Origin of the sequence: Catenuloplanes niger, from assembly GCF_031458255.1 — a bacterium.
Classification (GTDB): domain Bacteria; phylum Actinomycetota; class Actinomycetes; order Mycobacteriales; family Micromonosporaceae; genus Catenuloplanes; species Catenuloplanes niger.
In genome coordinates, this window is the sequence record NZ_JAVDYC010000001.1 from 8,462,162 (window position 1) to 8,478,659 (window position 16,498).

Genomic DNA, 16,498 nt, shown 5'->3' on the forward strand with positions numbered 1-16,498 from the left:
CGTGGCGGCCATGCGACTTCTGGTGGTCGAGGACGAGGAGGACCTGGCCGACGGCCTGCGCGTCGGCCTGAGCCGGGCCGGGTACGCGGTGGATCTGGCCGTGGACGCGGCCGAGGCGGAGGAGCGGCTGGCGGTCAACGCGTACGACCTGATGCTGCTCGACGTGAACCTGCCCGGCCGCAACGGGTTCGCGCTGTGCCGGGCGATCCGCCGCGGCGACGTGCCGGTGGCCGGCGGTGGCGAGCTGCGCATCCTCATGCTGACCGCGCGGGACAGCCTGGCCGACCGGGTGACCGGCCTGGACGAGGGCGCGGACGACTACCTGGTCAAGCCGTTCGCGCTCGCCGAGCTGCTGGCCCGCGCCCGGGCGCTGCTGCGCCGGGACACCGGCGGCACGAACGCCGTGCTGACCGTCGGTGACCTGCGGCTGGACACCGCGCGGCACGAGGCCACCCGCGCCGGTGAGCGGCTGGCGCTGACCCTGAAGGAGTTCGGCGTGCTGGAGTACCTGATGACGCGGCCCGGCCGGGTCGTCCCGGCGGAGGAACTGCTCGAGCATGTCTGGGACGAGAACACCGACCCGTTCACCCAGACGGTCCGGGTGACCGTCGGCACGCTGCGCCGCAAGCTCACCCCGGCCGGTGGTGAGCCGCCGATAGAGACCGTGGTGGGGCGCGGGTATCGGCTGCGGGAGGCGTGATGCCCGCGTTCACCCGGTCGATCCGGTTCCGGCTGACCGCGCTCTACTCCGGCATCCTGTTCGCGCTGGCCGGGGCCGGGCTGGCGGTGACCTACGTGGTGGTCGAGCGGGTCACCGACCCGAAACCGATCACCACGCGGTACACGGCGCAGCTGGTCAAGGAGAAGGCGGACGGCCGCGAGTACCCGGTGGGCACGCTGGACGTGGCCGCGATCGAGGAGATCGAGTCCGAGGTCAACCTGCGGCTGCTGGAGACGCTGCGGACGTACTCGCTGCTCGCTCTCGGGGTGTTGTTCCTGGTCAGTCTCGCGCTCGGCTGGGTGCTGGCCGGGCGGGCGCTGCGGCCGGCCGGCGCGATCGCCCGCACCGCGCGGGAGATCCAGGCGACCGACCTGTCCCGGCGGATCCGGCTCGACGGTCCGCGGGACGAGCTGCGGGACCTGGCGGACACGATCGACGAGATGCTGGACCGGCTCGACGCCGCGTTCCGTGCCCAGCGGCAGCTGATCGACGACGCGTCGCACGAGCTGCGCAGCCCGCTGGCGATCATCCGGGCGAACCTGGACGCGTCGCTGACCGCGCCGGAGGCGACCGACGAGGAACGCGCCCGCGCGACCGCGATCGTGGACCGGGCCACCACGCGCATGTCCCGGCTGGTCGAGGACCTGCTCGCGACCGCGCGCCGGGACGCGGACGCGCTGGCCGACACCGAGGCCGACCTGGCCGAGGTGGCGCGGGAGGCGGGCGAGGAGTTCGCCGCGCCGGCCGAGGTCACGGTGCGGACCCTGCCGTCCGACCCGCTGCTGATGATCGGTGACCCGGACGCGCTGCGCCGCGCCGCCGGGAACCTGCTCTCCAACGCGGTGCGGGTCTCCCCGGCCGGCGGCACGGTCACGATCGGGGCGGGCCGGTCCGGCGGCTGGCTGTGGCTGGCCGTCACGGACGAGGGCCCGGGGATCGCGGAAACGGAGATCTCCCGCGTCTTCGACCGGTTCTGGCGCGGCACGGCCGGCGGCACCCCGCGCGGCACGGCCGGCGGCACCCCGCGCGGCACGGCCGGCGGCACCCCGCGCGGTACGGCCGGCGGCACCCCGCGCGGTACGGCCGGCGGCACCGTGCGCGGGGAGCGGCGGACCGGGCTGGGACTGGCGATCGTGCGGCAGATCGTCGAGTCGCACGGCGGGCAGCCGGCGGTCTTCTCCACGGTCGGCGCGGGCAGCACGTTCGTGCTCTGGCTCCCCGCCGCCGGCCGTGCGGACGACGCGCCGCCGCCCGCCGCGAACCCGATGCCGCGCTGACCGCTCGGCTCCACGCCCGGTGGACGCCCGGCTGGTGGCCGTGACGCGCCCGCAGCGGACGGCCGGCCTGCGACACGCGCTCCTCGGAGGCCGCGGGTGCTGTCACCGGCCCGGAGCGTGCGGGTTCGCGACCGGCCCGCGGAAGCAGTCCTGCTGCGACACGGCGTCGCCGACCAGGTCGGTGTAGTCCTCCGCGTCGTCCCGCGGCGCGTACCCCAGGAGCCGGTTGTCCTCGGTCACGTCCCACCGGGAGCGGCTGTTGCGGGACGAGACCAGGAACGTGCCGAAGCCCGGCGCGCGGGTCAGTGCCGCGTCGAACGCGCGGACCAGGTCCGGGTGGCTGAGCCAGATCCGCAGCGCCAGCTCGTCGTGCGGGCGGACGTCGACGTCGCCGAGCCGCAGGCAGGTCACGGTCAGCCCGTCCCGGTCGGCGTGGTAGCGGCCGAACGACTCGCCGAGCGTCTTCGTCACGCCGTAGAAGCAGCACGGGCGCACCGGCCAGCGGGCCGACACGCCGGGGGTGCGGTCCCGGTCGTAGCCGCCGCCGGCGTGGTGCGAGCTGGCGAACACCACGGTGCGGACCCCGGCCGCGACCGAGGCGGCGAACACGTGCCGCGTACCGTCCACGTTGGGGTGTCGCAGCTCCTCCCACGCGACGCCGGGCCGCGCGTTCGCGGCCAGATGCACCACCACGTCCACGCCCGGGGGTACGGTCAGCGCGGTCACGTCGCCCCGCGACCAGGTCTCGCCGGGCAGCGTGACCGTGGGCGCGGCCACGTCGTGGCAGTGCAGCACGTGGGTGCCGGCCCAGGCGCGCCGCAGCAGCGTGCCGATCGTGCCGGCCGCCCCGGTGACCAGCACCGTGCTCATCCGGCCGCCGGGCCGAACGTGCTGTGCACGGTGACGTACTCGCCGCGCTCGGCCGACTCCATGATGGACAGCATCAGGTCCAGCACGTGCAGCGCCCGTTCGCCGGACGCGGCGTGCGGCACGCCGGCCCGGATCGCGCGGGCCATCTCGACCACGCCCAGCCCGCGCGCGACGTGCGGGTCCTCGTCGCCGGGCGCGACCGGCAGATCGGTCCACGCGGTGTCGCCGAGGCGCAGGATCCGGCCGTGGTCGCGGTGCCGGTTCGGGTCGGGCAGCGCCAGTGTGGCGGCGGTGCCGGTGATCTCCAGCAGCCCGGTGCGGCCGAGCGGCGAGTCGAAGCTCATCACGAGCGTGGCGACCGGGCCGGCGGCGAACTCGATCAGCGCGGTCACGTGCGTCGGCACCTGGACCCCGAACACCGTGCCGGCCCTCGGGCCGCTGCCGATCGTGCGTTCCGCGAACGCGCGGCGGCCGAGCGCGACCACCCGCGCGGCCGGGCCGAACGCGGCGGTGAGCGCGGTCAGGTAGTACGGGCCGATGTCCAGCAGCGGGCCGGCACCGGCCTGGTACAGGAACTCGGGGGAGGGGTGCCACGACTCCGGCCCGGGACTCTGCATGATCAACAGTGCGCTCTGCGGCGTGCCGATGGTGCCGTCGCCGACCGCGCGCAACGCGTTCGCCAGGCCCGGGGCCAGGAAGGTGTCCGGTGCGCCGCCGACGCGCACCCCGGCCGCGGCCGCGGCGTCGAGCATGCGGGCGCCGGACGCGCGGTCCAGCGACAGCGGCTTCTCGTTGTAGACGTGCCGGCCGGCCGCGATCACGTCCGCGGCGACCGCGTCGTGCGCGGCCGGGACGGTCAGGTTGACCACCAGTTCCACGTCCGGGTGCGTGATCGCGGCCGGGACGTCCGTGGCCGGCGGTACGCCGTACTTCGCCGCCACCTCGGCCGCGCGGGCGACGTCGAGGTCGGCGCAGACGACCACGCGCACGTCGTCCGGATACCCGGCGAGCGTGGGGAGGTACTGGTGGCTGACCGTGCCGCAGCCGACGATCGCGACGCCGACCGGGCCGGCGGCCCTGTTGCCAGCCGTGCCGGCGGCCGTGTTGCCGGCCGTGCCGGCGGCCGTGTTGCCGGCCGGGCCGGCGGCCGGGTCGCCGGTCGGGCCGGCGGACGTGGGGGCGCCGGTCATCGCAGCACCGCCGCGCTCGCCCGGAGCGCCTCGAGGACGTCGCCGGCGCAGTGGTCCAGTTCCACGATCCGCCGCGCGCCGGGCGCGGCGGCGAGCGCGGCGCCGATCGGGACGATGCCGGCGCCGACCGCGGTCATCGGGCCCTCGACCGTGGCCGGGCCGTCCTTGACGTGCAGGTACCGGACCCGGTCGCCGAGCCGGCCGAGCAGCGCCGGCACGTCCGCGCCGCCGGTCGCGGCCCAGTACAGGTCGACCTCGAGCAGGACCTCCGGCGCGAGCCGGTCCGCGAGGGCCTCCAGCGCGGTCCGGCCGTCGACGCGCGTGGCGACCTCCCAGTGGTGGTTGTGGTACCCGACGCGCAGCCCGAGGTCCGCGGCCCGGACCGCGGCCGCGCCGAGGCGGCGGGCGGTGTCCGCGACCGCGTCCGCGTCGGCGAACCGCTCGGGCGGCAGGTAGGCCTGGATCAGCGTGTCCGTGCCGAGGACCGGCGCGGCCGCGAACGCGGCGTCCGCGTCCGCGCCGAGGACGTCGGCGTGCGCGCTGCACACGGACAGCCCGGCCGCGTCGAGGTCGGCCCGCAGCGCGTGCGGGTCGCGGTGGGCCTGGAACGGTTCGACGGCGCCGTAGCCGGCGTCGGCGAGCGCGCGGAGCGTGCCGGGCCGGTCCGCGGCGAGCCGGTCCCGGACGGTGTAGAGCTGGACGGCGAGAACGGTGCTCAATGCTGCTCCCTGCCAAGAGACGGTGGCGGTCTTGTCGGGATTCGTCGTCGGGGTGGTGCCTCAGTCTCGTCGACTTCGGTCGATGCGTCCAGATCATGTTCCGGTCCGACCCACCGCGTGATTACACTTAGTAGTCGTAAGATTGCTGAGGGTTGGCACCGCGCATCGGCCGTTCGGCCGGAACCACCTCGGCCCTTTATCCCGTTATTTCCGGCCAGATCGGGCAAGAGGTCGCGCGTCGGGGCAAAGTCGCGGCCACGCATGGATCACGCACCGCTGTCAAGACCGTGCGCGGCTATCCGACACTGCCCTACGGTTCTGGCACCGCATCCCGCACGGCAGAAGGGCACCCCCTTGATCAAGACCCGCGCGTTCACCGGCGACGTCCACGAGCTGCCGGTCGAGGCCCGCGCGCTGATCGCCGGGACCGTCACCGCCCTGTGCGGCATGCTCGCCGGCAGCCTGCTGCTCAGTGCCTACCTGTTCCCCGGCCTGCACGGCTCGGCGCGGCAACTCGGCGAGTTCGCCACCGCGTTCGCGCTGCTCGCCGTCGCACCCGTCCTGTGGTTCCGGCTCCTGCCGCGGGTGCGATGGCTCGGTCTGCCCGCCGTCGCCGTGCTGCCCGCCCTCTTCGCGCTCTACCTGGGCACCGGATACTGAACCGGCGCCCCCACCTCCCGACCCGTCCCGCCGCGCGCCGCGTTCTGAATCGATGGCGATCAAAGCCGCGCCGGACGACACTGAGCCGTGTTCCGACCCTCCGGCTCAGGGAGCGACCGCGTGATTCGAGGCGCCACGCAAGACGAGCTGCTCTGTCTCGCGTTGCTGATCGTGTGGTACGCGGCGGTCGTCTGGGCCGTCGTCCGCCGTGTGCCGGTTCTCGGCGGCGGGGTGCTGGCGATCGCCTGGGCCGGAGCCTCGCCGACGTACGACCGACGCCGAGCCGGCGCGTGTGCCGCTGATGAGGTACCACTACTTCTCGCGGCGGGCGATCAACTCGTTGTACGAGGACAACGGAGGCCGGAGTCGTCCCGTCATCACCTTGGAGAGGCTGCGCATTCCCTCGCTGGGGAACGTGACGCCGGAGGTGGAGGGGCGGATCGCCGCGGGGCGGACCTCGCGTGCGGCTGAGGCCGCGGCAGCGGAGCGCCTGCTGGGCGACTTCGTGGCGGACGATCCCGCATCGGTCGCCGCGGCCGGTGAAGGGTTCGTTCGCGGCCGAGGTGACGTCTGGATGACGCTCTACGGCACCGATGACATCGACCAGCCGCCACATGCGGGCCGAGTCGCTTTTTTCGTCCGGTGCGGTGAAGGCGGCCGTACCGCGATGTGCCTCTTCGGCAGCCGGGAGAACTGCGACGGCTGGTTGCAGGACTCCCATCCCGACCGGGTGACCGGCTGGGCCCTGTCGTCCACGGCCGACGTCCTGCGGTGGCTCAACGACGCCGACCGCGAGTGGGACCACGCGCGATGGGCCGGGAGCGTCGGACTCGAGGCTCTGATGATGGCGAATTACGAGGCGATCCTCGGCCTCGGTGGGTTCTTCGGCCGGCGTACGGACAATGCGATGAGCTTTGTGGGTCGTCTCATCGACGTGGAATGGCTGGCTCTGGTCTATCACGTCGAATCCGTCACCCAAGGCGACCTGCCGTTCGACACCATCATGATCGGTCGGCCGTTCTGGATCCGGTCCGGGCGGCACCGGGTGCAGACCACGGACGTCATCTCGCTCGCGGGCATGCGGTCGCGTCGGGATCGGCCCGTGTTCGCCGAGCGGTGGATCCGGTGGTTGCGGCCGGCGGAGTCGGGAGCCGGCCGGCCGCTGTATCTGTACCGGTCGCTCTGCCGTGTTCGTCACGTCTCGCCCGATCTCGGGTAGGTAGGTGACGGCATTTCGCCTGCTGAGCGTGAAGTTGATCAGAGCGACACTCTGATCATGGGATGTTAGCGTGAGCGGGTGCACACCAGTCGGCGGGCGGAATATGCGGAGGCCACACGCCAGGCGATCATCGCGGCGTCGCGGGAGCTCTTCGTGACCAAGGGGTACGTCAAGACGACGGTCAACGAGATCGCCCGGACCGCCCGGGTCGCGCCCGCCACCGTGTACGCGGTCGGCGGCGGCAAGCAGGATCTGCTCCGCACCGTCATCCGGGACGGCACGGCGAGCCCGGCGTTCGACTCGCTGCAGGCCGGGATCGGGGCCGCGACCGAGCCCGGTGAGGTGCTGCGGCTGGTCGTGCGCGCCAGCCGGGAGGCGTTCGCGGCGTGGGCCGACCTGATCCGGGTGGTCACCGACACCGCGCCGCACGAGCCGGCCGCGGCCGAGAGCCTGCGCGTGTCCCGGCAGTTCCAGCGGGACTGTCTCGCGGCCGCGGCCCGCCGCCTGGAGTCGCTCGGCACGCTGCGGCTCACCGTCGACGAGGCCACCGACGTGCTCTACTACTACCTCGGCAACTCCTCGTTCTTCACGCTGACCGGCGACAACGGCTGGACCCTCGACGGCGCGGAACGTTGGCTGCTCGGCGCGCTCCACAAGGCGCTGCTCTGACCGTGGCACGGCCGGCGGCGGTCAGGCGGGGGCGGTGCTCTCCCGTACCGTGATCGTGGGTCGCGGTGGCTCCTCGGGCTCGTCGACGGTGCCGTGGACCAGGCGGAGCAGGCGGCGGGCGACGGACTCGCCGAAGACGGCCGGGTCGCGGTGCACGGCCGTCAGGGACGGCGTGAGCGCGGTGCAGACCGGCGAGTCCTCGACGCTCGCGACCGCGACGTCCGCCGGGACCGACAGGTCCCGCGCGCGCAGCGTGCGCACGCCCGCGACCGCCAGCACCTCGTTGTCGAAGATCAGTGCGTCCGGCCGGGACGGCGCGTCCAGCAGGCGAGCGGTGGCGGCCCGGCCCTGCGCGTCGCTGTAGTCGGTGCCGAGCACGTCGCGGGGCGCGCGGGCGGCGCCAGCGGTGCGGCGGAACGCGGTCACCCGGCGGTGCACGTGCAGCAGCTCGCCGGGGCCGCTGACGTAGGCCAGCCGGCGGCGCCCGGTCTCCAGCAGGTGGCCGACGAGCAGGCCGATCGCCACGCCGTCGTCCACGCTCACGCACGGGATCAGGCGTCTCGGGTCGGGGCCGCCGGCCAGCACGGCCGGGATGCCGAGGTCGCGCAGCAGCGCCGGGCGCGGGTCGCCCCGCCGCAGGTCACTGATGATCACGCCGTCGACGCGGCGTTCGTCGCTCCACCGGCGCAGCACGGTCAGCTCCTCCGCGACCGACCGGGTCATGTGGAACAGCAGGCCGTAGCCGGCGCCGCTGAGCACGGCCTGGGTGCCGGCCAGCAGCCGCAGGTAGAAACTCTCGGTGCCGAACTCGCGCACGTCCCGGGTGAGCGCGAACCCGATGGTCATCGACGCGCTGCCGGAGAGCGTGCGCGCGGCGTGATGCGGCGACCACTGCAGCTCCGCGGCCAGCGCCAGCACCCGCTGCCGGGTCTGCGCGGAGACGCCGGACCGCCCGTTCAGCGCGAACGAGGCGGCGGTCTCCGAGATGCCCAGGCGGGCGGCGAGATCCTTCAGCGTCGGGCGGGCTCTGCGCGGCATGGTGGGCACACCGTACCGACATCGAAAGATTGCGATCGATCCGGCCCGGCGGTAGGTTGGCGGCAGATCCGGGCACTTCACATGCGTCGCGCGTTCCCCACCAGCGCGCTGGGCAGGCGCATCACCACCTGTCTGAGGAAGGTCATGAGAAGAAAGCTGCTCGCGATCGGCGCGGTTCTCGCCGCCGCCGTCGCCTCCGTCATGCTCGGCGTGTCGCCCGCGTCCGCCGCGGTGGGACTGCACATCGAGGGCACCGACATCGTCGAGGCCAACGGCCAGAAACTGATCATGCGGGGGATCAACCACCCGCACGTCTGGTACACCGGGAACACGTCCGCGTTCGCCGACATCAAGGCCACCGGGGCGAACACGGTCCGGGTCGTGCTCGGCACCGGCAAGCGCTGGGGACCGTCGAACGACGTGCCCGCGGTGATCCAGCTCTGCAAGCAGAACCGGCTGATCTGCGTGCTCGAGGTGCACGACACCACCGGGTACGGCGAGGAGGCCGCGGCCGCGTCGCTGGACGAGGCCGCCGACTACTGGATCAGCCAGAAGGCGAACCTGGTCGGCCAGGAGAACTACGTCGTGATCAACATCGGCAACGAGCCGATCGGCAACGTCGACGCGGCACAGTGGACCGCCGCGAGCGCCGCCGCGGTCGCGAAGATGCGCGCCAACGGCTTCGAGCACCTGCTCATGGTGGATGCGCCGAACTGGGGCCAGGACTGGCAGTACACGATGCGGGACACCGCGCAGACCGTGCTCGACGCGGACCCGCAGGGCAACACCGTGCTGTCCATCCACATGTACGCGGTGTTCAGCACCGCACAGTCGATCATCAACTACCTGGACGCGATCGCGGCCGAGGGCTGGCCACTGGTGATCGGCGAGTTCGGCTGGCAGTTCGCGGCCGGCGAGGTCGACGACGCCACGATCCTGGCCGAGGCGCAGCGCCGCGGGCTCGGCTACATCGGCTGGTCGTGGTCCGGCAACACCGACCCGATCCTGGACATGGTGCTCAACTTCGACCCCGCACAGATCACCACCTGGGGCGAACGGATCATCAACGGTACGAACGGCATCCGCGCCACGTCCCGGGAGGCGTCGATCTACGGCGGTGTCCAGCCGACCACACCGGTGCCGACGACCGCGTCACCGACGCCGTCGCCGACCGGCGGTGGCGACCGGGGCTGCACCGCGGTCTACGCCACCGCCGGCCAGTGGCCGGGCGGCTTCCAGGGCGACGTGAAGGTCACCGCGGGCACGTCCGCGATCACCGGCTGGACGGTGTCGCTGACGTTCCCGAACGGTCAGGCCGTCAACCAGGCGTGGGGCGCCACCGTCTCCGGCACCGGCACCGCGGTCACCGCCCGCAACGCCGCCTGGAACGGCGCGCTCGGCGCGGGCGCCAGCACCACCTTCGGCTTCATCGGCTCCTGGACCGGCACGAACGGCGCACCGGCCGTGTCCTGCACCGCGAGCTGACCGCCCGGGGGCGGGCCGGGATCATCCGGTCCCGGCCCGCCCTCCGTCACCGGTCGACGTCGCGCCGGGAACGCCGAAGCGGGTTGTCGTGCGTGACGTGAAAGCGCCGGCTTCGGGGTGCAGGCCCGAAAGCCCGCGCGCGGCGGTGACCGGGGCCGGGCCGCCCCCCGGGTGCCCGGCCCCGCCGGCGACGTTGACGGAGGCGGTCATCATGGTGGAGTGATCGACGCTGACGTGCTCCGGCCGCCGCGGCATCGGGTGGACCGGCGATTCGTGCCGTGGCGGACCCTGCGCGCGGTGATCGGGGCGGTCGTCGTCCTCGTACCGCTGGGTGTGTCGCACCTGGTCTTCGAGGTGGCGCGACCGTGGACCGGGCCGGTGTGGCTGGTGCTCGCGGCCTGCTACCTGATCGGCATCGCGGTCACGCCGACCTGGCGCTACCGGGTGCACCGGTGGGAGGCCACCGACGACGCGGTGTACGCGCTGGAGGGCTGGCTGACCCGGAAGTGGCAGATCGTGCCGATCTCCCGGATCCAGAGCATCGACACGGAGATCGGGCCGATCCAGAACCTGCTCGGCATCGCCACGATCAAGGTGACCACGGCGTCGTCCGAGGGCGCGATCTCGATCGAAGGGCTGTCCCGCGCGGACGCGGAGACCACGGTGGACCGGTTGCGCGCGGTGACCGGGGCGACGCCGGGCGACGCCACATGACACCACCGGAGCACACACCGGCCGAAGCCCCGACGGCCGAGGTCCCGGTGGCTGATGACGTGCCCTGGCGGCGGCTGAGTGCGCGGCTCGTCTGGGTGGACCTGATCCGGGCCGCGCTCGCCTCCGTACCCGGATATGTCGGCATCGTCGTGCTGGGCGACGACGGTCCGGTGTGGCCGCTGGTGGCCGCGTCCGTGGTCGGCGTGCTGCAGGCCGTCCTCGACCTGATCCGGATGCTGACCACCCGCTACCGGGTGCTGGACGACCGGGTCGAGCTGCACAGCGGCTGGCTCGCCCGCCGCGAGCGCACCGTGGCCCGGGACCGGATCCGCAGCGTCGACACCACCGCGAAGCTGCTGCACCGGCCGTTCGGGCTGCGCGTGGTGCGGATCGGCACCGGCGAGCAGGAGTCGTCGTTCACGCTGGAGGCGCTCGACGCCCGCTCCGCCACGCGCCTCCAGGACGAGCTCCTGCACCCGGAGACCGGCATCGTCGACGAGCCGGACGGCGACGTCATCGCGCGGCTGCGCCCCGCCTGGGTGATGATCAACGCGGTCCGGGTCTGGGCCGTGCTCGCGGTGATCGGCCCGCTCTTCGCCGGCTACTGGTTCCTGCGCGTGTTCGGCGTCGACCTGCTCGACACCGGCGCCCGGCTCTACGGCGCGCTCGGACTCGGGCCGGTGTGGACCACCGTGCTCGTCGTCGCGGTCGCCTACCCGGCCGGCGTGGCGATCCAGGCCGCCGCGTTCCTCGCGGAGAACTGGCGGTTCACGCTCACCCGCGACGGCGGCAGCCTGATCACCCGGCGCGGCCTGCTCGACACGCACACCGCGCACCGCGACGAGCAGCGGGTACGCGGCCTCGCGTTCAAGGAGCCGCTGCTGGGACGCTGGTTGCGGATCACCGAGACGCTGCTGATCACCACGGGCCTGCGCAGCGCCGGCGACGCCGGGTCCGCCTCGCTGCTGCCGCGCATCCAGCGTCCGGAGGCCCGCGCGATCGCGGCCCGGGTGCTGCCCGGCGGGCACCGGCCGCTGGAGGCGCGCCTGCACCGGCACCCGCGCGGCGCGCTCACCCGCCGCCTGATCCGCGCGGTCACCGGCCCGGCGCTGCTGTCCGCCGCGCTGCTGGCCCTCCCGGTCCCCGGCCGGTGGTGGCTGCTCCCGCTCGCGCTCCTGCCGCTCACGCTGGTGCTCGCGGTCGTCGGCTACCGCGCGCTCGGGCACGCGGTAGCCGGGCCGTACCTGGTGCTGCGGCGCGGCGCGCTCTCCCGGCTCACGGTCGCGCTCCGCCGGGACGCGGTGATCGGGTGGACGCTGCGGCAGTCACTGTTCCAGCGGTGGGGCGGCCGGATCACGATCGGTGTCTCGACCGCGGCCGGCGACCGGTTCTACCACACCGAGGACGCGGGCACGGAGCAGGCGATCGCGTTCATCCGCGCCGCCACGCCGGACCTGGCCGCCCGGTTCGCCGGTACGCCCGCACCCGGCGCGGCCGACCCGGTCGACTGACCCCCGCACGTACCGCCGGGGGTGCTCAGGGGTTGCGGGCGGTGGCGTAGGCGGCGGACGCGATCAGTTCCATCGACACCTGAAGGCGTTCCAGGCTGATGTTGTGCGTGATCGTGTCCTCCGGGCTGTGGTACGGCGGCTCCAGCACGATCCAGCCGTCGTCCTCGCCCCGCCAGGAGAAGTTCGCCGCCGCGATGCCGACCTCCTGGAACGACGCGTGGTCGCTGGCACCGCGCTCCGTCACCGCCGACAGGTGCGGGGTGTAGCCGAGCCGGGAAGCGGCCGCGACCACCTCGTCCGTGGACCGGTTCGGCTCGCCGGCCAGCGACAGCAGCCAGTAGCGGATCGCCGGATCCCAGCTGGTCGCGACCATGTCGTTCTGGAACACCGCGACGATCCGGTCCCGTTCGCGCTGCGGCAGCCCGGCCACGTAGTGCCGCGAGCCGACCAGCCCCGACTCCTCCGATCCCCACAGCGCGAACCGCAGCGTCGCGTTCACCGGCAGGTGGCGAAGGACCCGGGCCAGTTCCAGCGTCAGTACGGTCCCGGAGCCGTCGTCGTTCGCGCCGGGCGAGCCGATCACGGTGTCGTAGTGCGCGCTGACCATGACGACCGGTCCGTCGCCGGTCCCGTGCGCGCGTTCCGCGAGCACGTTGTACGACGTCAGGCCGCGATGCATGCGGGTGCTGACGGTCAGCTCCGGCAGCGCGCCGGCGGCCAGCAGCGCCCGCAGCCGGTGCTTCTGCGGCTGCCCGGCGCCGACCACCGGGATCGGCACCGGGTTCGCCAGCCACGGCGGGAACGCGGGCGCGAGCGAGTGGTCGAGGTGGTCGTTCGACACGAACACGATCGCGGCCGCACCGCGCGCGACCGCGGTGCCGGCCAGCACGTCCGGGTCCTCCACCCACGGAAAGTCGATCAGCACGATCCGGCCGGTCACGTCGTCCGGGTAGCCCTCGGGCGCGCCCGTTCCCGCGTCGACGACCGCGCCACGGACCGTGGTGTCCAGCGCGCCCGACTCGGTCGCGCCCACCTGCCAGCCCAGGTCGGCCGGCAGCCCGCCGGGCGCGCCGAGTGAGCCCAGCGCGATGTCCTCCGCGGCGAACGGCTGCGTCGTCGTGTCGTAGCCGAGCGAGTCGAGCACGCCGGCGATCCAGTCGGCCGCCCGGTTCTCCGCCGGCGTGCCGCTGACCCGCGGCCCGATCCGCTCGGACAGCACGCGCAGGTGCTCCAGCCCGCGCCGCGCCGACACCTGCCCGGCCACCGACCGGTCGTCCGCGGTCAGCACCGGTGGCCGCACCGCCCCCGGCCGCTGGTCGCCGATCGCCCAGGCGGGCGCCGGCAGCGCGGCCCCGGCCGCACCTCCGGCCGCGATCCCGAGCAGCTTCCGCCGGCTCAACGGATTCCCCACGGTGCCTCCCAGTTCCAGTCGCTCCATCGTGGAGAGACTAGGCACGACGGTGATATCGGTCGATCAATAGTGAGATTTCGGACAACCGGCAACCGATCTGTCTTCGCTCCACGGGACCGCCCGGGCACCGCGGCAACTCGGCGCGGACCGAGGTCATGGGTGGCTCGTGAGGACCACCAGTTGCCGGGTCGCCCTGGTCATCGCGACGTAGCGGTCGACCGCGCCGGGGACGCCGTCGCCGAAGGAGGCCGGGTCGACCAGGACGACCAGGTCGAACTCGAGTCCCTTGGCCAGTTCGGGGGTCAGTGACCGCACGCGGGCGGAGCCGGTGAACGCCGGGTGCCCGATGACCACGGCGGTGCCCTCGCCGGCGGCGTGCCGCGCCAGGATCAGATCAAGATCCTCGACCCGCGCGTGTACGACCGGGAGGCCGCTGTCGCGGACCGAGCGGGGCACGTTCGCGTCCGGGAGCACGGCGCGGATCACCGGGGCGGCCTCGGCCATCACCTCGGACGGGGTGCGGTAGTTGATGCTCAGCGACGCCAGCTCGATCCGGTCCAGGCCGGCCCGGGTCAGCCGGTCCTGCCACGACTCGGTGAAGCCGTGCCGGGCCTGGGCGCGGTCGCCGACCACGGTGAGGCTGCGGGACGGGCAGCGCAGCAGCAGCATCTGCCATTCGGCGTCGGTGAGTTCCTGGGCCTCGTCCACCACGATGTGCGCGAACGGGCCGGTCAGCCGGTCGGTCTCGGCCTCGGGCAGCACCGCCTCGTCGACCAGCACGTCCCGCAGGTCCTGCTGGACCAGCATCTGCATCAGGCCCTCGCCGTCGTCGTGGACGTTCGAGGCGATCAGGTCGTCGACGACCGCGGCCATGCCGGCGCGCTGGGCGGCCACGGCCGCGTTCCGGTGCCGTCGCCGCCGGTCGGCGCCGGCGTCGCCGAGCCGGTGCCGCGCCGCGTCGAGCAGCGGCAGGTCCGCGACGGTCCAGGCGCGCGGGTCCGCGCGTTGCAGCGCGGCGATCTCGGCCGGGCTCAGCCGGGGCGCGCAGCGGCGCAGGTAGGCGGGGACCGACCAGAGGTCGGCGATCAGGTCGGCCGCGTCGAGCATCGGCCAGGCCCGGTGCAGCGCGGCGCGCAGGCCGGGGCGCAGGTCGGCCGGATCGGCGTCGTACCGGTCGGTCAGGATCGCGACGAGTTCGTCGATGACGGGCTCGCGGGCCTCGTTGTGCGGGATGCCGGCGGCCGCGCCGAAGGCCTCGGCCCAGTCGTCCGCGCTCACCCGCAGGCCCTCGACCGTGGTCGCGGCCGCGGGCGGCTCCTCGTAGAACCGGACCGCGGCCTCGACCGCGCGGACCATGTCCGTGGACGACTTCAGGCGGGCCACCGCGGGGTCCTTCTCCTCGCCGGCGTCCGCGCCCTCCGGCACCAGGTCGCGCAGCGTGCAGGAGAGCACGCCCTCCTCGCCGAGGCTGGGCAGCACGTCGGAGACGTACGCCAGGTAGGGCTCGTGCGGGCCGACGAAGAGCACGCCGCCGCGCCGATGGCCGAGCCGCGGGTCGGAGTAGAGCAGGTACGCGGTGCGGTGCAGCGCGACCACGGTCTTGCCGGTGCCCGGGCCGCCGTCGACCACGAGCGTGCCGGCGGACCCGGCGCGGATGATCGCGTCCTGGTCGGCCTGGATGGTGCCGAGCACGTCGCGCATGCGCGCGGTCCGGGTGTCGCCGAGGCTGGCGATGAACGCGGACTGGTCGTCCAGCGCCGCGTGCCCCGCCAGACCGTCCGGGGTGAACACCTCGTCCCAGTAGTCGGTGACCCGCCCGCGGGTCCACCGGTAGCGGCGGCGGCTGGCCAGGCCCATCGGGTTCGCGTGGGTGGCGCCGAAGAACGGTTCGGCCGCGGGCGAGCGCCAGTCGGTCAGCAGCCGGCCGCCGTCGCCGTCGGTGAGCCCGAGCCGTCCGACGTAGACGGTGTCGCCGGTGACCGCGTCGACCATCCGGCCCAGGCACAGGTCCAGGCGGTAGCGGCGCAGCGTGCGCAACCGGGTGGACAGCCGGCGCACCTCCTGGTCGCGGTCGACCGCCTGCCGCCCCTTGCCCGCGGCGCTCCGGCGGGCCTCGTCGAGCCGGGCGGACAGGTCGTCGAGCTGACGGCGCAACGCGTCCCCGATCGCGGCGAAGTGCCGCTCGTCCGCGTCGATCAGCGCGGGTGCGGCCTTGGCCGCCAGCCCGTCCGGCAGAGCAAACGCGCTCACGAGAATCCCCCCAAATTGCCATGTTCCGGCGTTCGAGCAAGGATTCTGCGGCATCACCCGGGTCTTGCGGCAAGACCCGGTCCCTGATATACGTTGAAGATGGCGGAGGAAGGGTTTTTCCCTTTCTCCCTTTTTGCTGTCCGGGCCGATGCGTCCGCCCGGCGGGCTCTGTACGCGTTCGTGGCGTTTGGTTCCCTGGATGGGGATAGATCACGATTGCGGGCGTTCGGTCATCGATCCCGGTAACGTTCCGGCCGTCGAAATGTTGAACGCTCAACCAGAACGGGAGCCCTGATGACCCTGGCCCGCGATCTCGCGATCCTCGTCGCCCGCATCGGTATCGGCGCGGTCTTCATCGCACACGGCTGGCAGAAGCTGGTCACCAACGGAGTGGACGGCACGGCCGGATTCTTCGGCAGCGTCGGCATCCCGCTGCCGACCGCGGCGGCCTGGTTCGCCGCGCTGGTCGAGGTCGGCGGCGGCGCCGCACTGATCCTCGGCCTGCTCACGCCGGTCTTCGGCGCGCTGCTCGCGCTGAACATGCTCGGCGCCTACATCTTCGTGCACGCCGGCAACGGCATGTTCGTCGACACCGGCGGCGCGGAGCTGGTGCTGGTTCTCGGTGCCGGCGCGCTGATGCTGGCCGCGGTCGGCGCCGGCCGGTTCAGCGTGGACGCTCTGCTCATGCCGGTGCTGCGCCGTCGCGCGCCGGAGCCGGCGACGGCCTGACGGCCGGCACGCACGACGAAGGGGGCACGGCGTAC

General features: G+C 73.6%; 15 protein-coding genes. 9 read left to right on the forward strand and 6 right to left on the reverse strand.

Translation table 11 applies throughout. The annotated features are described in order from the left end of the window. Window positions 1-10 precede the first annotated feature (10 nt). On the forward strand, window positions 11-700 hold the full coding sequence (locus J2S44_RS37210) for a response regulator transcription factor (protein WP_310424249.1): 690 nt from the start codon (window positions 11-13) through the stop codon (window positions 698-700). Beyond that, window positions 700-1,998, forward strand: a complete 1,299-nt coding sequence (locus J2S44_RS37215; protein WP_310424252.1) for a sensor histidine kinase — start codon at window positions 700-702, stop codon at window positions 1,996-1,998. Before J2S44_RS37210 ends, J2S44_RS37215 begins: the two co-directional genes overlap by 1 nt. Window positions 1,999-2,100: 102 nt before the next feature. On the opposite strand, the gene J2S44_RS37220 is transcribed toward J2S44_RS37215, so the two are convergent. Genes J2S44_RS37220 through J2S44_RS37230 form a run of 3 tightly spaced genes read right to left on the reverse strand, consistent with a single transcriptional unit; the run spans window position 2,101 to window position 4,777 of the window. Next, window positions 2,101-2,868: an NAD-dependent epimerase/dehydratase family protein gene (locus tag J2S44_RS37220; protein ID WP_310424255.1), complete on the reverse strand. Its 768-nt coding sequence runs from the start codon at window positions 2,866-2,868 to the stop codon at window positions 2,101-2,103. Beyond that, window positions 2,865-4,058: a Gfo/Idh/MocA family protein gene (locus J2S44_RS37225; RefSeq protein WP_310424258.1), complete on the reverse strand. Its 1,194-nt coding sequence runs from the start codon at window positions 4,056-4,058 to the stop codon at window positions 2,865-2,867. Before J2S44_RS37225 ends, J2S44_RS37220 begins: the two co-directional genes overlap by 4 nt. Then, entirely contained in the window at window positions 4,055-4,777 is a 723-nt protein-coding gene (locus tag J2S44_RS37230) for a sugar phosphate isomerase/epimerase family protein (RefSeq protein ID WP_310424261.1), read from the reverse strand. The genes J2S44_RS37225 and J2S44_RS37230 overlap by 4 nt, the downstream gene beginning before the upstream one ends. Before the next feature lie 354 nt (window positions 4,778-5,131). Here J2S44_RS37230 and J2S44_RS37235 point away from each other — a divergent pair, with 354 nt between their 5' ends. The 3 genes from J2S44_RS37235 (at window position 5,132) to J2S44_RS37245 (ending at window position 7,325) form a co-directional block, all read left to right on the forward strand. Beyond that, the gene (locus J2S44_RS37235; RefSeq protein ID WP_310424264.1) at window positions 5,132-5,437 is read left to right on the forward strand and encodes a hypothetical protein; all 306 of its coding nucleotides are present in this window, start codon (window positions 5,132-5,134) and stop codon (window positions 5,435-5,437) included. A gap of 301 nt (window positions 5,438-5,738) precedes the next feature. After that, on the forward strand, window positions 5,739-6,656 hold the full coding sequence (locus tag J2S44_RS37240) for a hypothetical protein (RefSeq protein WP_310424267.1): 918 nt from the start codon (window positions 5,739-5,741) through the stop codon (window positions 6,654-6,656). 78 nt (window positions 6,657-6,734) lie between these two features. Then, the gene (locus J2S44_RS37245) at window positions 6,735-7,325 is read left to right on the forward strand and encodes a TetR/AcrR family transcriptional regulator (RefSeq protein WP_310424270.1); all 591 of its coding nucleotides are present in this window, start codon (window positions 6,735-6,737) and stop codon (window positions 7,323-7,325) included. 21 nt (window positions 7,326-7,346) lie between these two features. Here J2S44_RS37245 and J2S44_RS37250 read toward each other — a convergent pair whose 3' ends face one another. Further along, window positions 7,347-8,363: a LacI family DNA-binding transcriptional regulator gene (locus J2S44_RS37250; RefSeq protein WP_310424272.1), complete on the reverse strand. Its 1,017-nt coding sequence runs from the start codon at window positions 8,361-8,363 to the stop codon at window positions 7,347-7,349. A gap of 144 nt (window positions 8,364-8,507) precedes the next feature. On the opposite strand from J2S44_RS37250, the gene J2S44_RS37255 reads away from it, so the two are divergent. The 3 genes from J2S44_RS37255 to J2S44_RS37265 all read left to right on the forward strand — a co-directional run bounded on the left by J2S44_RS37255 (window position 8,508) and on the right by J2S44_RS37265 (window position 12,073). Next, window positions 8,508-9,848 (forward strand): cellulase family glycosylhydrolase, encoded by a 1,341-nt coding sequence (locus tag J2S44_RS37255; RefSeq protein WP_310424277.1) that lies wholly within the window; start codon window positions 8,508-8,510, stop codon window positions 9,846-9,848. A 219-nt stretch (window positions 9,849-10,067) separates the two neighbouring features. Continuing rightward, entirely contained in the window at window positions 10,068-10,562 is a 495-nt protein-coding gene (locus J2S44_RS37260; RefSeq protein ID WP_310424280.1) for a PH domain-containing protein, read from the forward strand. Window positions 10,563-10,609: 47 nt separating this feature from the next. Further along, complete coding sequence (locus J2S44_RS37265; RefSeq protein ID WP_310424284.1) at window positions 10,610-12,073, forward strand: PH domain-containing protein; 1,464 nt, start codon at window positions 10,610-10,612, stop codon at window positions 12,071-12,073. Window positions 12,074-12,098: 25 nt separating this feature from the next. On the opposite strand, the gene J2S44_RS37270 is transcribed toward J2S44_RS37265, so the two are convergent. Then, window positions 12,099-13,511: a M28 family peptidase gene (locus J2S44_RS37270; RefSeq protein ID WP_310424287.1), complete on the reverse strand. Its 1,413-nt coding sequence runs from the start codon at window positions 13,509-13,511 to the stop codon at window positions 12,099-12,101. Between the two features lie 126 nt (window positions 13,512-13,637). After that, window positions 13,638-15,788 carry an RNA polymerase recycling motor ATPase HelR gene (helR, locus tag J2S44_RS37275; protein ID WP_310424290.1) on the reverse strand — a complete coding sequence of 717 codons (2,151 nt, stop codon included), beginning with the start codon at window positions 15,786-15,788 and terminating at the stop codon, window positions 13,638-13,640. A gap of 240 nt (window positions 15,789-16,028) precedes the next feature. On the opposite strand from helR, the gene J2S44_RS37280 reads away from it, so the two are divergent. Next, window positions 16,029-16,463, forward strand: coding sequence for a DoxX family protein (locus J2S44_RS37280; protein WP_310424292.1), 435 nt, complete (start codon window positions 16,029-16,031; stop codon window positions 16,461-16,463). The last annotated feature ends 35 nt before the right edge of the window (window positions 16,464-16,498 follow it).